The organism is Vibrio sp. M260112 (assembly GCF_036533775.1).
GTDB lineage: Bacteria > Pseudomonadota > Gammaproteobacteria > Enterobacterales > Vibrionaceae > Vibrio.
The window spans coordinates 1-15,603 of record NZ_JATABH010000062.1 but is presented as its reverse complement, the minus strand read 5'-3'; the positions used below and the strand labels follow the sequence as shown (position 1 = coordinate 15,603).

Sequence of the window (15,603 nt, the reverse complement as noted above, 5' to 3'; positions counted from 1 at the left end):
ATAAACACTTCGTTTTGCTCTTTTGTAGGCCATTTGTACTTGGCTTTTTCGAGGCGTTTATACCAGAGAGCAAAGCCTGTTTTATCCCAGTACAACACTTTGATTTTGTCGCGCTGTTTGTTGGTGAACAGGAATAGTGCGCCACTTCCTAAAGGTAAGTCGGTGTCACTTTCGATTATCGCGGCAAGGCCGTTGATAGACTTTCTAAAATCGACGCTTTCACGATAGAGATAGATTTCGGGAGCACTGAGCATGCGTTTCATGATAACGCACCGATAAGTTCTGCCAGATAGGTCGCTGGCGTGCCTTGTGGGATGCTCAGTTCAACATCGTTGACAATCAGTGTCATGTTGGCCACTGCAATGTGAGTGGCTTGATACCTAGTGGTTTTTTCGACGACTTCTGCTTTAACAAAGCCAACCGTGTTCGGTTTTTCGATGTGCTTTAACTGTTGGCGCTTAGCGTAAAAAGTGGAAAGGCTCAGTCCGTTACGTTCACAGAATAATCGTTGTGATAGCTGCCTAGATTCATAGTGTTCAAACAGGGTTCGCCATTCTTGGTTAGTGCGTCGTTTAGCCATTTCAAATCTCCTTTGGGTCGGAGGTTTGATCTTATTATTCGGGCTAGACGATTAGAATGCGGGTTTTATGACGCGCTTACTCTAGATGCTTGAGAATGTGAGGTTACATATCAAATGCATTTCATCTAATTACGTTTAGTTGCAGCCTTACTGAACCCATTACTAGACCCAAAACTTCGAAAACGAAAAAGGGCGTAGCAAGTACTAACCTGCTACGCCCCGTAAAAAATGGCACGCCCTGTAGGATTCGAACCTACGACCACATCCTTAGAAGGGACGTGCTCTATCCAGCTGAGCTAAGGGCGCGCTACAGGGACAGGATTATACGAGTTCGAGGCGTTAAAACAAGAGCTTTTCTTAACATTCTGATCTGAATGACTAAAAAAAGGCCACTGAACTCTTATTTGATTAAAACCACCACAAAGCAAACGTTTGCTTATAGATGTTCGTCAAATAATTTGCGACAATGCGCTGCAAATACGTCGCCATTTATTTCTTAAGGAAAGTCATGACAGCTCAAAATATCGATGGAACTCTTATTTCACAAACTGTTCGTTCAGAAGTTGCAGCACGTGTTAAAGCTCGTAAAGAGGCGGGTCTTCGTGCACCAGGCCTTGCTGTTGTGCTCGTTGGTGAAGATCCTGCGTCACAGGTTTATGTCGGAAGTAAACGCCGTGCTTGTGAAGAAGTCGGTTTTGTTTCCAAATCATTTGACCTTCCAGCGACCACAACCGAGCAGGAACTGCTTGCGTTGATTGATGAGCTTAACGAAGATGCTCAGATAGATGGTATTTTGGTTCAATTGCCCCTTCCTGCGGGTATCGACGCCACTCATGTGCTAGAGCGCATCCACCCAGAAAAAGACGTTGATGGTTTCCACCCTTACAACGTTGGTCGCCTAGCTCAACGCATCCCTAAGCTTCGCTCTTGTACGCCAAAAGGGATCATTACTCTACTAGACCGCTACAATGTCGAACTACGTGGTAAGCATGCCGTTATCGTAGGCGCATCAAATATTGTTGGCCGTCCAATGACTCTTGAGTTGTTGCTAGCAGGTTGTACAACAACAACGTGTCATCGCTTTACTAAGGATCTTGAGAGCCACGTTCGCCAGGCTGATGTGGTTGTAGTCGCAGTAGGTAAACCTAACTTTATCCCAGGTAACTGGATCAAAGAGGGTGCTATCGTGGTCGATGTGGGTATTAACCGTCTTGAATCAGGAAAGCTGGTCGGTGACGTCGAGTACGATAAAGCAAGAGAAAAAGCGAGCTTCATTACACCTGTACCTGGCGGTGTGGGACCAATGACAGTGGCAAGCTTAATCGAAAACACCATGCTGGCGTGTGAGCAGTTCCATACCAAGAAGAAATAGCGTAGAACTGGAGAAAGTTTGAAGGGTTGGCGCTTGGCGTCCAGACTATGTGGTACTGACACCTGTAATATACGTGTGAGGCGGATTCATATCTGCTCATGTTCTTTATTTCCTTCATTTGCTGGTTACAAACGAGGACATCTTGAACATGAGCGTTCTTCGGGCATAGCCCAAAGGAACGATCACCACCTTCTAAAGAAGGTGGTTTAAGGTTAGAAAAGAAAAAGGAGCTCTATGAGCTCCTTTGCTAACAAATTGATTCTCTACAGTGTAATTCTGTCCGCTAAATGACTAACAGCAAGTGCAAAGTAATAAGAGCGATTCCACTTCATCAATACATTGTAGTTGTTGTAAACCAGATAGACTCGGCCGTTGGCATTGTCTGGCGCCGTCAGCCACGCATTGACATTCACTTGTGGCAATGCGCTTCCATCGTAACGTGTGATACCAAGTTGATTCCACTGCGCTAAGGTTTTCTCTTTACCCTCGACACGTCCCTCTAGGTTCATGTCGAAACCCTTTGGCAGTTTTACCTGACGCCCCCAAGTGTAAGTATCGTTCCAACCTGACTGACTTAAATAGTTAGCGGCGGAAGCGAACACATCCGCTTCGGTGTTCCAAATGTCCTTCTTGCCATCCCCATTACCGTCAGCGGCAAAAGATAGGAACGAACTTGGCATGAACTGACATTGCCCCATCGCGCCAGCCCAAGAACCTTTAAAGTCCTCAACGGCAATATGACCCTGTTCAAGAATCTGCAGCGCCGCCATGGTCTCTTTACGGAAAAAGTCTTCACGACGACCGTCATAAGCCATCGTCGACAGCGCATCAATCACAGGGTAATTACCCGTAAAACGACCAAAGTTACTTTCTACGCCCCAGAGTGCAACGATAAACCGTGGCTGAACACCGTACTCTTCACCAATGCGACTCAGCTCAGCATAGTGCTCTTTGTAGAGCTCTCTAGCTTGTTTTACTTTCCAATCGGGCACTGCGCGTGGAATATACTCATCTAGGGTGAGTTTTTTCTCAGGTTGATTCTTATCGGCTTTCACCGCACGCGGTTTGTGGGTGACATTATCGAACGCTTGCTCAATAACCGCCTCAGAAATACCGTTTTGGCGAGCCTCAACTTTTAAACCTTCAACGTATTCCTCAAAGCTCACTTCATTAGCGAAAACCGATGAGGCGAGCGTGACCCCTAGAGCGACTGACATTAGTTTTTTCACATTGCCCTCCTTGAGCAACAGAATCTAACAGTCCGAATATAATTTTATTCTTCTTCAGACTGCTGACGAGCTTGTTTTTGCTCTTTATATTCATCGAGTAAATTTTTCGGTGGTGGCGGTAGTTGAAGGAAAAAACCGTCATCTTTCAGTGACTGCTTCACTTTCTCTACGTCTACTTGAGCCAGTGTACGCCCCTCTAACTTCACCACCATAACCATAATAGGTTTGCCAAACATCTGCATTAATGTGTCAGGAACTTGTGAGAAATCATCCTTTTTAGGGATATATAAGTAAGCACCTTCTTTTTTAGAACTTTTGTATATTGCACAAAGCATTGGAAGCCTTTTATCGTTTTAATTCATGGAACGTCAATGTTTCGCTATTTTTTTAAGCAAAACGGTCAATTGGGCACAAGATAACTTGCTGAGCTTATTCTAGGAATATAACATGACAACCCTAGTCTCAGGCAACGCCCTTAAGAGGTTGTACGTAAAAGATGTCAAATACTCCAGACCTAAAAGGCAGTAGCTTCACTTTGTCAGTTTTGCACCTTTCTGACAACGATGTGGAAAAAACTATTCATTTCTTACAACAAAAGGTCGAGCAAGCCCCTGCTTTCTTCGCTCACGCGCCCGTGGTAATCAATATCGCGAAAGTAGAAAGCGATCTTGACTTTTCGAGGCTAAAACAAGGCATATCTCAAGCTGGGATGATTCCTGTCGGCGTTACTGGCTGCAAAGACAAGCGTACGCAAAACTTGGCTTCTGAGGCCAACTTTGCTGTGATGTCTACCAGTAAGTCGCCTACTCAAGCACCTGCAAAAATGAGCGCGACAAAAATTGTTCGTACTCCAGTTCGCTCAGGGCAACAGATCTATGCCAAAGACAGCGATCTTATCGTACTGAATCATGTCAGTGAAGGAGCTGAGGTTATCGCAGATGGTTCTATTCATATCCTCGGAACACTTCGTGGCCGAGCGATTGCCGGCGCAAGTGGGAACACTGGTGCAGTCATCATCTGCAATAAACTTAATGCCGAATTAATGTCGATTGCCGGACACTACTGGCTTACGGAGCAATTCTCCGAAGAGTTCTGGCAGCAAAAAGTTATGTTCAGTTTGAACGACGACTCGCTCAAATTCGAGTTGTTAACGATTTAATATTATAAGGAACACATAATGGCACGCATTATTGTTGTCACATCAGGTAAAGGCGGGGTGGGTAAAACAACCTCCAGCGCCGCTATCGCATCAGGCCTGGCTGTAAAAGGAAAGAAAACCGCGGTTATCGATTTTGATATCGGCCTACGTAACCTTGATTTAATCATGGGTTGTGAGCGTCGCGTTGTGTACGATTTCGTTAATGTCATCAATGGTGAAGCAACATTAAACCAAGCTTTGATTAAGGACAAACGTACCGACAATCTATTCATTCTTCCTGCTTCACAAACACGTGATAAAGACGCACTGACCAAAGAAGGCGTGCGCCGCGTTCTTGATGAGCTGGATGAGATGGGCTTTGATTTCGTTATCTGTGATTCACCTGCTGGTATCGAGCAAGGCGCTCTGATGGCGCTATACTTTGCAGATGAAGCCATTGTGACCACCAATCCAGAAGTCTCTTCAGTACGCGATTCAGACCGTATTTTAGGTATTCTCGACTCTAAGTCACTTCGTGCCGAAGAGGGGCTTGAGCCTGTAAAACAGCATCTGCTGCTTACACGTTACAACCCTGCTCGCGTTAATCAGGGTGAAATGCTTAGCGTTGAAGACGTAGAAGAAATTCTGCATATTTCGCTTCTTGGGGTTATTCCAGAAAGTCAGGCTGTGCTGAACGCTTCAAACAAAGGCGTACCAGTCATTTTTGATGATCAGTCAGATGCAGGTATGGCCTATGATGATACGGTAGAGCGTCTGCTTGGCCAGCAAGTGGATTTCCGCTTCCTGACCGAACAGAAGAAAGGGATTTTCAAACGACTTTTCGGAGGCTAAATGTCATTACTAGAGTTTTTCCGTCCGCAGAAAAGAAGCTCGGCCAACTTAGCCAAAGAGCGTTTACAAATCATCGTTGCAGAGCGTCGCAGTCAAAGCGACCCTGCACCGTCTTATCTGCCTCAGCTAAAGGAAGATATCCTTAAAGTCATCGGCAAATACGTCGCGGTTGATCCATCAATGGTCGACCTATCTTTTGAGCACAAAGATGATGATATTTCCGTTCTTGAGCTCAATATTAAGCTTCCAGATGACGAAAAATAGAAGCTAGAAGCTAGAAGCTAGAAGCTAGAAGCTAGAAGCTAGAAGCTAGAAAAAAGGGTTGACGTGAGAGCGTCAACCCTTTTTGTTTGTGAGAATAGAAGCTACCAAGTGTCACCGTATCTCAAAAAAAGCCCCAGTCTTTCGACTGGGGCTTGGTCTTTTCCCGATAAGTAGGTTTCGTGCTAGCGAAAACCTATCTCAAACTGAATCTTACTTATTACGCTTCAGCTTTTGCTTTTTTCGCTTTAGGCGCGTCTTTCGCTACTTGGTCAGCTTTCTTTTTGATAACTGTAGTACCTTCGAAAGTTTCACCTTCTACGAACGCTTTACCGTAGTAAGAAGCAAGTAGAACTTCTTTTAGTTCAGTGATTAGTGGGTAACGTGGGTTCGCACCTGTACATTGGTCATCGAACGCTTCAACTGCTAGTTCATCTAGTTTAGCAACGAAATCAGCTTCAGATACACCAGCCGCTTGGATAGACATTGGGATATCTAGGTTAGCTTTTAGTTCATCCAACCATGCTAGTAGACGTTCAATTTTCTGAGCAGTACGGTCACCTTCTTGGCTTAGGCCTAGGTGGTCAGCAACCTCAGCGTAACGACGACGTGCTTGTGGACGGTCGTATTGAGAGAATGCAGTCTGCTTAGTTGGGTTGTCGTTCGCGTTGTAACGTACCACGTTAGAGATTAGTAGTGCGTTCGCCAGACCGTGTGGTAGGTGGAACTCAGCACCAATCTTGTGCGCCATAGAGTGACAAACACCTAGGAATGCGTTCGCAAATGCTACACCAGCGATAGTTGCTGCGTTGTGTACTTTTTCACGAGCGATTGGGTCGCCTGCACCGTTCGCGTAGCTTGATGGTAGGTACTCTTTTAGCATCTTAAGTGCTTGTAGAGCCTGACCGTCAGAGTATTCGTTCGCTAGAACTGATACGTAAGCTTCTAGAGCGTGAGTTACTGCATCGTAACCACCGAATGCTGTTAGAGACTTAGGCATGTTCATAACAAGGTTAGCATCAACGATAGCCATGTTTGGCGTGATTTCGTAGTCAGCTAGTGGGTACTTAGCACCAGTCTTGTCGTCAGTAACAACCGCGAATGGAGTAACTTCTGAACCCGTACCTGAAGTTGTAGTGATACATACAAGCTCAGCTTTCTTACCCATTTTAGGGAACTTGTAGATACGTTTACGGATGTCCATAAAGCGCATTGCAAGTTCTTCGAAGTGAGTTTCTGGGTGCTCGTACATTACCCACATGATTTTCGCAGCATCCATCGGAGAACCACCACCTAGAGCGATGATTGTGTCTGGTTGGAAGCTCTTCATTGCTTCAGCACCTTTCTCTACTACAGATAGAGTTGGATCTGCTTCTACGTCGAAGAACGTTTGAACTTCCATGCCTTGAGCTTTAAGTAGGCGTACTACGTCATCTGCATAACCGTTGTTGAATAGGAAACGGTCAGTTACTAGGAATGCGCGTTTCTTACCTTCTAGGTCGCTAAGTGCGATTGGAAGGCTACCACGACGGAAGTAGATAGACTTAGGTAGTTTGTGCCACAACATGTTTTCAGCTCGCTTCGCTACAGTTTTCTTGTTGATTAGGTGCTTAGGACCTACGTTCTCAGAGATAGAGTTACCACCCCATGAACCACAACCTAGAGTTAGAGAAGGTGCAACGTTGAAGTTGTACAGGTCACCGATACCACCGTGAGTCGTCGGGATGTTGATTAGGATACGAGCAGTCTTCATCTTGTCACCGAAGTAACGGATGCGGTCTGCATTTACGTCTTGGTTAGTGTATAGACCAGACGTGTGACCGATACCACCGATCTCTACCATTGTTACCGCTTGAGCAACTGCGTCTTCGAAGTTGTCTGCACGGAACAGACCTAGAGTTGGAGATAGTTTCTCGTGTGCAAATGCGTCGTCGTAAGATACTTTGCCTAGACCTTCACCAACTAGAACTTTAGTGTCAGCTGGGACTGATACGCCTGCCATTTCAGCGATTGCTGGAGCTGGTTGACCAACGATTTTTGCGTTTAGTGCGCCATCGATAAGAAGAACTTTACGAACTTTCTCTGCTTCAGCTTTGCTTAGTACGTAAGCTTTGTGAGAAGCGAAACGCTCTTTAACTTCGTCATATACTTCATCAACAACGATTGCAGCCTGCTCAGAAGCACATACTACGCCGTTATCGAAAGTTTTAGACATTAGGATAGATGCTACAGCACGTTTGATGTCTGCTGTTTCATCGATAACTACAGGAACGTTACCTGCACCTACACCGATTGCTGGCTTACCAGAAGAGTATGCTGCTTTAACCATGCCTGGACCACCAGTTGCAAGGATAAGAGCGATGTCATCGTGCTTCATAAGAGCGTTAGAAAGCTCTACAGATGGCTGGTCGATCCAACCGATGATGTCTTTTGGAGCACCTGCTGCTACTGCTGCTTCTAGAACAAGTTTCGCTGCGTCGTTAGTAGAGTTCTTAGCACGTGGGTGTGGTGAGAAGATGATACCGTTACGAGTCTTCAGAGAGATTAGAGATTTGAAGATCGCTGTAGAAGTTGGGTTAGTTGTTGGTACGATACCGCAGATGATACCTACTGGTTCAGCGATAGTCATAGTACCTAGGTTGTCATCCTCTTCAAGGATGCCACACGTTTTTTCGTCTTTGTATTTGTTGTAGATAAACTCAGAAGCGAAGTGGTTCTTGATTACTTTATCTTCAACAATACCCATACCAGATTCTTCAACCGCTTGTTGAGCTAGCGGGATACGAGCTTGGTTAGCTGCAAGAGACGCAGCGCGGAAGATTTTGTCTACTTGCTCTTGAGAGTAAGTAGCGAACTCTTCTTGCGCTTTCTTGACGCGAGCAATCATTGCATCTAGTTCAGCCATATTAGTTACAGGCATAGGGATTCTCCTAAAATTAGCAAATATTAAAAACTTTTTATTAAGAGTGCTGTTCGGAAGTCTTCTTTGTCAGCAATCTGAACAGGCTTCTTAGTAAATTGCTTTCAAGGCTGAGTATATTATTTCAGGTTGTGAAAAAAATTGACCCAGATCAGTTCTGAAAAACTATTTACCTAATAAGTGGTACGCCAATCCCAAAAACAATCGTAACCTAATGATAAATAACAATTTAGATCACATTTTATTGTTGAACAAAAATAAAGCAAACAGTCAGACAACCACGAAAAATCTCAACATCTTGTAAAAAAGTTTCATTTTTTGGCCACAAACTTACATGTAGTCCACAAACTTTGTGCTACTGAGAGTATATCCAATGGATCATTTCTCTCTACAATTGGACTTATTTTTTATTGAAAATGTGCAATTGTTAACGTTTGTGTAAACATCAGCCCGCAAGCTTGTTCATTCTACGTAACAAAGTGTGTCATTTGTGTTTACTATTCTTTCAATAATAAGATTTTCTCAGTAATGAAAGAGGTTCTGCTTTAGTTTTTTTCATTCGTCGATGAATATATTTTCGACTATATTCCGCAAATGACCTGTTCCCTCTGTTGATTACTTTTAGGATCACGAATGCAAACGTTCGAAATCGCTATATTTTTGCAGTTCTTTCTTGGCTTGGTGGCGGCGGTTAACCCCGTTGGGATCATGCCGGTATTTGTTTCATTGACTGGGCATATGACTCAGGAAGAGAAGCACAAGACTGCCGTTACCGCTAACATTGCCGTCGCAATTATTTTGGTTGTCTCGCTACTCGCCGGACAAATGCTATTGGATATGTTTAGCATCTCTCTCGATTCGTTTCGTGTTGCTGGTGGCCTACTGCTGCTAAGTATCGCCTTCTCGATGATGAGCGGTAAATTGGGCGAAGATAAACAGAACAAGCAGGAGAAAACCGAATACGTCAGCCGCGAACAGATTGGTGTGGTTCCACTGGCTATGCCTTTGATGGCCGGTCCGGGTGCGATCAGCTCAACCATCGTCTACGGTTCTCGCTACCCTGCGATGTTCGACACTATGGGGATCATCGTCACTATCCTGCTATTCAGTCTTTGTACTTGGCTGTTGTTCCGCTCAGCGCCTTTAATTGTTCGCTTTCTTGGCCAAACCGGAATCAACGTCATCACTCGTATCATGGGTCTGATCCTCGGTGCACTGGGTATAGAGTTTATCGCTAACGGTCTGCGTAACCTGTTCCCGGGTTTAGCCTAATCTCGCTATCTTCTGGTATGATGTTGCCATTCATTTCGTGTTTAACAATGACAGTGCAACATCATGCCTCGCAAGCCTTTTAAACATCATTTGTATGTGATCATTTTCGGCACCCATACCCCTGCCGGTCGCGCCTTTGATATCGCGCTGATTATTGCCATCATCGCCTCTTTGGCAGTGTTGATCATTGAGTCCCTACCTAATGTATTAGACGATTGGTCACAACAACTTCGATACATCGAATATACCTTTACCGCACTCTTCACAATTGAGTATCTACTTCGACTCTATTGCTCACCTAAACCCAGTTCCTATGCGATGAGCTTTTATGGGGTGGTCGACCTACTCGCAATTCTTCCCACCTATTTGGCTATCTTCTTCCCTGGGGCGAGCTTTATGGGCGTGGTACGTCTGTTACGTGTGATGCGTATCTTCCGTATCCTAAAACTGGTGCGTTACCTTCAAGATTCAAACATTCTGATGCGTTCGCTATTGATGGCTCGACGTAAAATTTTCATTTTCTTTAGTGCTGTGGGGATTTTAGTCACCATCTTTGGTGCGCTGATATTTGTTATTGAAGGTCCTGAGAATGGATTTACCAGCATTCCTAAAAGCATTTACTGGGCAATCGTGACGATCACAACCGTTGGCTACGGAGATATGGTGCCACAGACAGATTTAGGTAAGGCGATTGCGTCGCTAACAATGTTGCTCGGCTACTCGATTCTTGCGGTTCCGACCGGGATTATTACCGCCGAACTAAGCAATGAGATGAGTGCCCACAAACAACTGGTAAAGTGCCCAAACTGTAACCGAGCGGGTCATGATTCAGATGCCCTTCACTGTAAACATTGTGGTAGTGAGCTGGCGGACCCGGATAATAGAGTGGTGGTTGGGGAAGAATAGAAGCGAGAAAATCTTGGAAGGTTGACGTGAAGACGTCAACCTTTTTTCTGCATTTGAGATATAAGTCCCTAGCAAAAACCTCAGTCTTATAGAGTTACTCAGCAGCCCAAGCGCGCACCTCTCAAAGGACGCAGCCCGGTCTAAATTCTCGCAGGACGAAGTCCGGTCTCGGAGCGAAGCGTTCTAAACTCTCGCCTCTCTTAAGCTTTCTCAGCCAAGATGATTCGCAATGTGCGGCGTAGCGGCTCTGCTGCACCCCAAAGTAGCTGGTCACCGACAGTGAACGCGTTTAGGAAATCATCGCCCATTGCCATCTTACGGAGACGACCAACAGGGATAGACAGTGTGCCAGTCACTTTAGCTGGCGTCAGCTCTTGCGCGGTGATGTCACGATCGTTTGGAATCACTTTAACCCAATCATTATGAGTTGCGATGATCTCTTCAATCTCATCCATAGGTACATTCTGCTTTAGCTTGATAGTAAGCGCTTGAGAGTGACAACGCATCGCACCGATACGTACACAGGTACCATCGATAGGAACCGGTGAATCTTGGAAACCAAGAATCTTGTTCGCTTCAACACCCGCTTTCCACTCTTCTTTGCTTTGACCATTGTCGCGCTTCACATCAATCCATGGGATCAATGACCCTGCTAGAGGAACGCCAAACTTGTCTGTTGGGAACGAACCGCTGCGCATGGTATCAGCAACTTTCTTGTCGATATCAAGGATAGAGCTCGATGGGTTAGCAAGTTCACTGCTAACTGAGTCATTGATTACACCCATTTGAGAAATAAGCTCACGCATGTTCTGTGCACCAGCACCCGAAGCCGCTTGATAAGTCATGGCACTCGTCCATTCAACCAAGCCTTTTTCGAACAGACCACCAAGACCCATTAGCATCAAGCTAACCGTACAGTTACCACCAACAAAGGTGTTAGTACCAGCGTGAATACCTCGCTGGATTTGCGCCAAGTTTACTGGATCGAGTGTGATGATAGAATCTTGCGCCATACGTAAGGTTGACGCTGCGTCAATCCAGTAGCCCTTCCAACCAGCTTGGCGCAGTGCTGGATATACTTGCTCCGTGTAGCTACCACCCTGACAGGTAATGACGGCATCAAGCTGCTTTAAGCTTTCAATATCAAATGCGTCTTGTAGCATTCCAGCATCTTTGCCTACCTTACTATTTCCAAATAAGGGAGCTGGGATGCCAATTTGAGATGTGCTGTAAAAAACTGGTTCAATAAGGTCAAAATCTTTCTCTTCAACCATACGTTGCATAAGTACAGAACCGACCATGCCGCGCCAACCAACTAAACCTACTCTCATTCTCAACTCTCCGTGTAATCAACTTAAATAATGGGATACCCCAATATTCAATTTTCGAAGCAAAATCTCAAGGAAAAATTACATCAAATCTGTAACTTTTATCTGCTCCCACTCCAAATAAGTGCAAAACCTACATTTTGCTCCCTTTTTGTTCGATTGTTATTTTCACAAACAAAACAAATGCTTCTTAAAACATAAGTGAAAAATACGTGCCACACCTTGATTACATTTCAAAACATTTCAACTCATTAAAATTAACGAATAGCCATATATTTAACCACAATAAATCACCATTACAGACTCAAATCACATTGAATGGACATTTTATCGAAATATTATTCTAAATACGGTAAAGTGCCACTCGTACCAAAAAGGAGTTAACACTCGTAAAGCAGATAGTGCAGTGGCTTCTATTTGCTCTTGCTCACAACATTTATAAGAGGCTCTGTATGACGCAACTTACCCCACGTCTACCCAGCTTGATCCAGGTTATCGTCTCCCTTGGACTGTTTCTATTGATGGCATTTTCGTTCACTGCCAAATTAGATCTTCCTATCCAACTTGCTCTATACATTGGCTGGTTCATCATTATGGTGCTAGGCATTCGTTTAGGGCACCAGTACAAAGATCTTGAGAAGGCAGCTTTAGGCGGTATCTCTAACGGCTTGGGAGCGGTACTCATTCTACTGGCAGTCGGCGCGCTTGTTGGCACTTGGATTTCAGGCGGTATCGTTCCTACCATCATTTACTATGGTCTGAAAGCAATTCACCCTTCAATTTTCCTTCTTGCAACGATGATCATCTGTTCACTGACGGCACTCGCAACGGGCACATCATGGGGTGCGGCCGGCACCGCGGGTATTGCGATGATGGGGATTGGTCAGGGACTTGGCGTTCCAGCACCGATTACCGCTGGTGCGGTACTTTCTGGCTGTTACTTTGGCGATAAGATGTCACCACTGTCTGATTCCGTGATCCTAGCTTCTTCGATGTCCAACGTAGAAGTCGTAGAACACATTAAAGGGATGCTGCCAGTGGCTTTAATCAGCTACATCATTACTGGCATCATGTTCACCGCGTTTGGTTTCCACTACGCTGGTAACGTTGATATGTCACAGGTACAGTCTGTGATTCAAGCAATGGAACAGCAATTCTACATCACCCCTTACTCATTCGTCCCTGTCGTGATCGTTCTTGGTCTACTGGCGATGCGTATGCCTTCATTCCCTGTGATCAGCTTCGGCTCACTTCTCGGGATTATCTGGGCGGTGATGATTCAAGATGTTAACTTCCTTCAAGCATTCAACACTGCGTGGGCACCTTTTGAAATCTCATCTGGCGTAACGTTCATTGACTCAATCCTAAACCGTGGTGGCATGTCATCAATGCTAGGTTCAGTTGCAGTCATTGTGTTTGGTCTAGGATTTGGTGGCTTGCTCGATAAAGTGGGTGTGCTAGAAACCATCGCAAAACTATTTGAACGTCGAGTGCAGAGCGCAGGTTCACTTGCCACAAGCACGATTGCTACCGCCTTTATGGGTAACGTTTTCGGTTCAGCGATGTATGTGTCACTGATCCTAACCCCTAAGATCTGTGCTAAGAACTATGACCGTCTAGGTTACAAGCGTAAAAATCTTTCTCGTAACGCAGAGTTTGGCGGTACCTTGACTTCGGGCATGGTGCCTTGGAGCGATAACGGTATCTACATGGCGAGCATCCTTGGTGTCGCAACACTTTCTTATGCGCCGTTCATGTGGTTAAGCTTTGTTTGTATCCTCGTCACCATCATTACGTCATATATGGGTTGGTTTGTTGATAAATGCGAACCAATTGAAGACGCTGAATTGGCTTCAGAGGCTCAACAACCAGAGCAGCTGGCTAAGCAAACGGCTTAACCTCTATTGACTACGAAAAAGCGCCTAATCTGGGGTAACTCCTATCACTTAACGTGTTTGGAACGAACAGGGTAGCGAGTTTTACTCATACGAACGGTCCTTGATTTGGGCCGTTTTTTTCGTTCTGGCAGAATGTAACACTTCACTTGCTCTCGCATTGCCCTCACCTTCCCAATGCTCGAAGTAGACATCTATTTCGCCAATAACTTAGCCAATGTTTCCACTGGCATATTGGTGATCCACTGCTGATTGTAGCGGATTAATACGCTGTGATTCCTGAGTAACTGACTGACTTCTTCAGGGAGTAAACGCGGCAGCATTGCGCCAATATAACTGGGGTTATAGAAAGAAAAAAAGACGCGTTCACCGAGTAAGATTGCTTGAAACAGGCTCGCTAAATGGGCGCGAAGCTCTTTTTGAACAGAGTCGGTACTGACAATAATACCGCTTTGTGCATGGTCATCTTGCTGCCACCATTCTATAAACTGTGCGTTAACAGGCAGTAACCAAGGGCCATCTTCTGGATTGGTCAGAGTATCTAAGCTCATTAGTGGCCCACCATCTTCACCACCGCACTGGTAGAAAGCGACCTGAGGTTGGTGGGGGGAGCGTGGGTCGACAATGGCGTAGAGGCCTTTGTTTAGCTCGCGTTGTTCATATAGCCATTGGGTAATATTCAACTGTTTCATTTTATCTTTCCTTGCTCACAGGGTTTGAGCAATGAAGTATTAGCGTCCACAGTAGCTTGTGCTGGCAACGTTATCGGTTGTGGGGGCGTTTGTGTTTCTAAACCATTTGGCAGCTTGCTTATCTCTCCGCCATAACCACTGCCACTGCCTGGGCTTCCACCCGAGTTTAAATTGACTTTCGCGCCAACCAAGCTAACACCAGACGCGTCTAGTTTTATAAAGCTGCCACCGGCTTTCAAAGTCATTTCAGAGCCCGCTTCGATAACGACCTTCATACCGGCTTTGATGTGGAGTTCATTGCCAATTTCAAATGCATGCAACTGAGCGATTTTTTGATGCAGATTCCCTTCCACAATCGAGGTGGCATCTTGTTTGACCAGAGTGCGACTCTCTCCGTCAACGGTTATGTGGTGGTTATTTTTTATCTGAGTGAAGTGGTCGTTATCGATCGTGATATGTTGGTCGTGCTTGACATGAGTGGTCATGTCATTCAGCACTATCGAGTCAAAATCCTTCTGCGCATGAAGGTAGACTTGCTCTTGGTCTGCTTGGTCTTCAAAACTCAGTTCGTTAAAGCCTTGCCCTTGGTGGGTCTCACTGCGCAGGACGGTTTTGGTTTTGTTGTTGGGCAGAACATAAGGCGGTTTATTGACTGCATGATAGGTGCGCCCCGTGATGATGGGCTGATCAGGGTCACCATTAAGAAATGAGACAATCACTTCGTGCCCAATGCGAGGCAAAGCGACCATGCCGTATTGGCTGCCCGCCCAACCTTGAGAGACTCGCACCCAACATGAACGATGTTCAGGGTTTCTCTCTTCGCGATCCCAGTGGAAATGGACTTTCACGCGACCATGTTCGTCACAGAAGATTTCCTCTCCCTCAGGGCCAACGACCGTCGCGATCATGGGGCCGTCAACGGTTGGTTTGGTCTCGGGCTGCGCTTGCCAATTGAGATGAGTCGGGATGGCTTGCCATTGGTTGGCGTAAGTCGTCTTGCCTTGCGTGCCCTCTTCCTCGAGTGCTTGAGCCTGTTCGCCTTGGTGATTGACTTGAACCAGCAGCCAAGGGCGGTTAAAGGATGTGTTGAGGTGGTCACTCAAGGTAAATTTATACCCTGAGCGGAGCAAAAATTCGTTGCTTTTGCCTTTGGCTAAC

General features: G+C 45.5%; 15 protein-coding genes, 1 tRNA gene and 1 pseudogene. 7 read left to right on the top strand and 10 right to left on the bottom strand.

Annotated features, from left to right (window positions below):
• The 3 genes from tnpB to QTN95_RS18120 all read right to left on the bottom strand — a co-directional run.
• A partial coding sequence (gene tnpB, locus QTN95_RS18130; protein WP_331418479.1) for an IS66 family insertion sequence element accessory protein TnpB occupies nucleotides 1–263 on the bottom strand: 263 nt, incomplete at its 3' end.
• Nucleotides 260–580 (bottom strand): IS66 family insertion sequence element accessory protein TnpA, encoded by a 321-nt coding sequence (tnpA, locus tag QTN95_RS18125; RefSeq protein ID WP_331418478.1) that lies wholly within the window; start codon nucleotides 578–580, stop codon nucleotides 260–262. The genes tnpA and tnpB, both read right to left, overlap by 4 nt.
• A gap of 229 nt (nucleotides 581–809) precedes the next feature.
• Nucleotides 810–886, bottom strand: a tRNA-Arg gene (locus QTN95_RS18120).
• A 202-nt stretch (nucleotides 887–1,088) separates the two neighbouring features.
• On the opposite strand from QTN95_RS18120, the gene folD reads away from it, so the two are divergent.
• Nucleotides 1,089–1,952 (top strand): bifunctional methylenetetrahydrofolate dehydrogenase/methenyltetrahydrofolate cyclohydrolase FolD, encoded by an 864-nt coding sequence (gene folD, locus QTN95_RS18115; RefSeq protein ID WP_269376082.1) that lies wholly within the window; start codon nucleotides 1,089–1,091, stop codon nucleotides 1,950–1,952.
• 34 nt (nucleotides 1,953–1,986) lie between these two features.
• Here folD and QTN95_RS18110 read toward each other — a convergent pair.
• The 3 genes and pseudogenes from QTN95_RS18110 to QTN95_RS18100 all read right to left on the bottom strand — a co-directional run.
• Nucleotides 1,987–2,052 (bottom strand): annotated as a pseudogene (locus tag QTN95_RS18110) (IS200/IS605 family transposase); the annotation flags it as partial.
• A gap of 163 nt (nucleotides 2,053–2,215) precedes the next feature.
• Nucleotides 2,216–3,181 carry a lytic murein transglycosylase gene (locus tag QTN95_RS18105; protein ID WP_138971567.1) on the bottom strand — a complete coding sequence of 322 codons (966 nt, stop codon included), beginning with the start codon at nucleotides 3,179–3,181 and terminating at the stop codon, nucleotides 2,216–2,218.
• 44 nt (nucleotides 3,182–3,225) lie between these two features.
• A complete protein-coding gene (locus QTN95_RS18100; RefSeq protein ID WP_269376086.1) occupies nucleotides 3,226–3,516 on the bottom strand; it encodes a YcgL domain-containing protein in 291 nt (96 codons plus the stop codon).
• Nucleotides 3,517–3,677: 161 nt separating this feature from the next.
• Between QTN95_RS18100 and minC the strand changes: the two genes are divergently transcribed.
• From minC to minE, 3 genes are read left to right on the top strand one after another with little or no spacing between them, the layout of a single operon-like run.
• Entirely contained in the window at nucleotides 3,678–4,340 is a 663-nt protein-coding gene (minC, locus tag QTN95_RS18095) for a septum site-determining protein MinC (RefSeq protein WP_331418476.1), read from the top strand.
• An 18-nt stretch (nucleotides 4,341–4,358) separates the two neighbouring features.
• Nucleotides 4,359–5,171 carry a septum site-determining protein MinD gene (gene minD / locus QTN95_RS18090; protein WP_138971564.1) on the top strand — a complete coding sequence of 271 codons (813 nt, stop codon included), beginning with the start codon at nucleotides 4,359–4,361 and terminating at the stop codon, nucleotides 5,169–5,171.
• The gene (minE, locus tag QTN95_RS18085; RefSeq protein WP_331418474.1) at nucleotides 5,172–5,435 is read left to right on the top strand and encodes a cell division topological specificity factor MinE; all 264 of its coding nucleotides are present in this window, start codon (nucleotides 5,172–5,174) and stop codon (nucleotides 5,433–5,435) included. It abuts the gene before it with no gap.
• A 217-nt stretch (nucleotides 5,436–5,652) separates the two neighbouring features.
• Here minE and adhE read toward each other — a convergent pair whose 3' ends face one another.
• Entirely contained in the window at nucleotides 5,653–8,352 is a 2,700-nt protein-coding gene (gene adhE / locus QTN95_RS18080; RefSeq protein ID WP_331418473.1) for a bifunctional acetaldehyde-CoA/alcohol dehydrogenase, read from the bottom strand.
• Between the two features lie 633 nt (nucleotides 8,353–8,985).
• Between adhE and QTN95_RS18075 the strand changes: the two genes are divergently transcribed.
• Nucleotides 8,986–9,624: a YchE family NAAT transporter gene (locus tag QTN95_RS18075; RefSeq protein WP_138971561.1), complete on the top strand. Its 639-nt coding sequence runs from the start codon at nucleotides 8,986–8,988 to the stop codon at nucleotides 9,622–9,624.
• A gap of 63 nt (nucleotides 9,625–9,687) precedes the next feature.
• Nucleotides 9,688–10,530, top strand: coding sequence for an ion transporter (locus QTN95_RS18070; protein WP_138971560.1), 843 nt, complete (start codon nucleotides 9,688–9,690; stop codon nucleotides 10,528–10,530).
• Between the two features lie 200 nt (nucleotides 10,531–10,730).
• Here the strand turns inward: QTN95_RS18070 and asd are convergent, their stop codons facing one another.
• On the bottom strand, nucleotides 10,731–11,861 hold the full coding sequence (asd, locus tag QTN95_RS18065; protein WP_331418472.1) for an aspartate-semialdehyde dehydrogenase: 1,131 nt from the start codon (nucleotides 11,859–11,861) through the stop codon (nucleotides 10,731–10,733).
• Nucleotides 11,862–12,310: 449 nt separating this feature from the next.
• On the opposite strand from asd, the gene nhaC reads away from it, so the two are divergent.
• A complete protein-coding gene (gene nhaC / locus QTN95_RS18060; protein ID WP_331418471.1) occupies nucleotides 12,311–13,756 on the top strand; it encodes a Na+/H+ antiporter NhaC in 1,446 nt (481 codons plus the stop codon).
• 191 nt (nucleotides 13,757–13,947) lie between these two features.
• Here nhaC and QTN95_RS18055 read toward each other — a convergent pair whose 3' ends face one another.
• Together QTN95_RS18055 and QTN95_RS18050 are read right to left on the bottom strand one after the other, a co-directional pair.
• The gene (locus tag QTN95_RS18055; protein WP_331418469.1) at nucleotides 13,948–14,445 is read right to left on the bottom strand and encodes a DUF4123 domain-containing protein; all 498 of its coding nucleotides are present in this window, start codon (nucleotides 14,443–14,445) and stop codon (nucleotides 13,948–13,950) included.
• Nucleotides 14,442–15,603: type VI secretion system Vgr family protein (locus QTN95_RS18050; RefSeq protein WP_331418468.1), on the bottom strand; the 1,162-nt coding region annotated here is incomplete at its 5' end. The genes QTN95_RS18050 and QTN95_RS18055, both read right to left, overlap by 4 nt.